Origin of the sequence: Natronomonas sp. (assembly GCF_036625485.1) — an archaeon.
GTDB lineage: Archaea > Halobacteriota > Halobacteria > Halobacteriales > Haloarculaceae > Natronomonas.
Genome location: NZ_JAZKTR010000236.1, coordinates 1 through 2,686 on the forward strand (window position 1 = coordinate 1; position 2,686 = coordinate 2,686).

At 64.0% G+C, this 2,686-nt stretch carries 3 protein-coding genes and 1 pseudogene; 1 reads left to right on the forward strand and 3 read right to left on the reverse strand.

What is annotated here, in order from left to right; all coding sequences use genetic code 11:
- Nucleotides 1-1,092, forward strand: a 1,092-nt coding sequence (locus V5A53_RS14395; protein WP_332314302.1) for an ORC1-type DNA replication protein, incomplete at its 5' end; no start/stop codon positions are given.
- A 51-nt stretch (nt 1,093-1,143) separates the two neighbouring features.
- Here V5A53_RS14395 and V5A53_RS14400 read toward each other — a convergent pair.
- The 3 genes and pseudogenes from V5A53_RS14400 to V5A53_RS14410 all read right to left on the reverse strand — a co-directional run.
- Nucleotides 1,144-2,070: an OapC/ArvC family zinc-ribbon domain-containing protein gene (locus V5A53_RS14400; protein ID WP_332314303.1), complete on the reverse strand. Its 927-nt coding sequence runs from the start codon at nt 2,068-2,070 to the stop codon at nt 1,144-1,146.
- A 29-nt stretch (nt 2,071-2,099) separates the two neighbouring features.
- The gene (locus tag V5A53_RS14405) at nt 2,100-2,510 is read right to left on the reverse strand and encodes a DUF2073 domain-containing protein (RefSeq protein WP_332314304.1); all 411 of its coding nucleotides are present in this window, start codon (nt 2,508-2,510) and stop codon (nt 2,100-2,102) included.
- Between the two features lie 4 nt (nt 2,511-2,514).
- Nucleotides 2,515-2,686 (reverse strand): annotated as a pseudogene (locus tag V5A53_RS14410) (GTP-binding protein); the annotation flags it as partial.

Consider the following 2,686-nt stretch of genomic DNA (forward strand, 5'->3'; position numbering starts at 1 on the left):
TCCGTGTTCCGCGACGAGCACGTCCTCGAACTCGATTACCTGCCGGAGGCCTTCCTCCATCGTGACGAGCAGATGGAGACGCTCAAATACGCCCTCCGACCGGCGGTCCGCGGCTCCCGCCCGCTGAACGTGATGGCACGGGGACCGCCCGGCACCGGGAAGACGACCGCCGTCCAGAAGCTCTTCGACGAGTTGGCCAGCGTCAGCGACGTCGACGTAGTTCGTGTCAATTGTCAGGTCGATTCGACCCGGTATGCCGTCTTCTCGCGGCTTTTCGAGGGCCTCTTCGAATACGAGCCGCCGACCTCCGGCATCTCGTTCAAGAAGCTCTTCGGTCAGATCACCGACCGCCTCGTCGAGGAAGACGAGGTCCTCATCGTCGCGTTGGACGACGTGAACTACCTCTTCTACGAGGACGAGGCCTCGGATACCCTCTACTCCCTGCTTCGGGCCCACGAGGCCCATTCGGGCGCGAAGATCGGCGTCATCGTCGTCTCTTCGGACCTCGATCTGAACGTCATCGACGAACTCGACAGCCGCGTCCAGTCCGTCTTCCGACCCGAAGAGGTCTACTTCGACGCCTACGGTGAACGCGAAATCGTCGACATCCTCCAGGAACGCGTCAAACGCGGGTTCCGCGAGGAGGCCGTCGGCCCCCACGTTCTGGACCGCGTGGCCGAACACACCGCCGACAGCGGTGGGGACCTCCGAGTCGGTATCGACCTGCTCCGGCGGGCCGGCCTCAACGCCGAGATGCGCGGGTCGACGGAGGTGAACACCGACGACGTCGACAAGGCCTACGAGAAGGCCAAATACGTCCACCTCTCCCGGCACCTCCGCGGCCTGTCGGAGTCGGAGGCCGCACTCGTTCGCGTCCTGGCCGACCACGACGGCAAGCGCGCCGGCGACGTCTTCGAGGTCTTCAGCGAGGAGACCGACCTCGGCTACACCCGCTATTCGGAGATCATCAACAAACTCGAACAGTTGGGCCTCATCGACGCCGAATACAGCAGCGTCGAGGGGCGCGGGCGTTCACGCACCCTGTCGCTGTCCTACGACGCCGACGCCGTGCTGGACCGGCTCGACGGGTAGCTGGGTCGACTCGAAAACGAAGGGGGAGGAATTCGAAGGGAGGTGCCGTGACTATCGCTCGCCCGGGTCTTCGCCCATCCACTGTTCGGGCACCTGGATCACGTACCGACCGTTCTCCTGCAGTGCGATGATGTACTCCTCGCGGTCGTACAGCTCCATCAGGTTGAGCTCGTACTGGCCGGGTTCGACGATCTTGATGGACTCGAACTGGTCGTTGAGCTGTTCGCGGAGTTCCGCGATATCCGGTTGCTCGTCGTCGTCGGGTTCGCTGACGACGCGACCGTCGACGTCGGGTTCGGGACTGCTGGCTTTGGCCTCCGCCGATTCCAACCCGGACGAGCCGGCAACCGTCTCGGTGGCCGCCTCGTCGGTTTCGGGGAGTTCCTCCTCCGGGACGACCTCACTACGCGCGCTCGCCTGCGCGAGGTCCTCCTCGGAGTCGTCGGTCGACGAACGCCGGGCATCGGCGTCGATTATCTCACCGTCATCGTCGAGTTCCCCTGTTTCGGGTTCATCGGGTTCGGCGTCGCCGGATTCGCTCGGCCACGCAGCCTCCGGGTTCGGGTCGGTATCCAACTCCGTGCTCGTGGTCGTCGGTTCCGGTTCGGCGGTCGGCGACTCGGGGTCCGTGGTCGTCGATTCCGCTTTCGCAACGGAGGTCGATTCCGTTCCCGAATCGGTCTCGGTCGTCGAGTCCGTGGATTGCTCGGCAGCGTCCTCGGACGGGTCGTCCGGCCCCGAAGCGACCAGGTCACGCATCTTCGTCGTGGCCCGTCCGACCGTTTCGGCGACCGACGATGTTTCTGGGTCCGGCCGCGACGGTGCGTCGGCACCCGCCGGTTCGGCAGGCTCGTCGGGCAGGTCTTCCTCCGAGGGGCGGAACTGGAACTTGTTGCCGCCACACTCCGGACAGCCCGAGAGCATCTCCTTGGAGCCGTCCGCGAACGTGTGACCGCAGCCAGTACACTGATGTGGCATGGTGGTTGTGAGCGGGCGTAGGCCCGGGATTATCTGCGCTTGATGAGCGTGCTGATGAGCGTCTCGTCCTTGTGGAGCGTCTCGATACGGTTGGCCGGGCCGATGACCGTCAGTTTGTTCGAGGTGTCGTCCTTCCCCATGATTCGGCCGAGGAAGCTGTTATCGGTGCTTTCCCCGCCGGGGTAGGTCTCGATCTCGATGCCCGTGAAGCCGTCGGGGTTGATCTCGGACATCGTCACCTCGATGAGTTTGGACTCCTCTTCGGGGTCGAGACCCGATTCGAGGATGACGATGTTGCCGTCGTGGACGCCGTCGAGGATGAGGCGGATCTTCTCCATCGTCCGCATCCCCTCCATCCGGTCGGCGCTGATCATGTCGATCTGGATGCCGTCGGCGAGTCCGTCGTCGCCGTCGTCGCCGTTTGTGGTCACTTCAGGCATGATATCACCCGAAGTACTCCGCGATTTTGTCGTAGACTTCGTCCATGTTGTCTCCTTCGAGCGCCGACAGCGGAACGGTTTCGTGCTGCGGGAACGCGTTGCTGATGCGCTGAACGTTGGCGTCCTCGAGGTCGATCTTGTTCGCGAAGATGAGGACCGGCAGGTTCTGGCTCTCG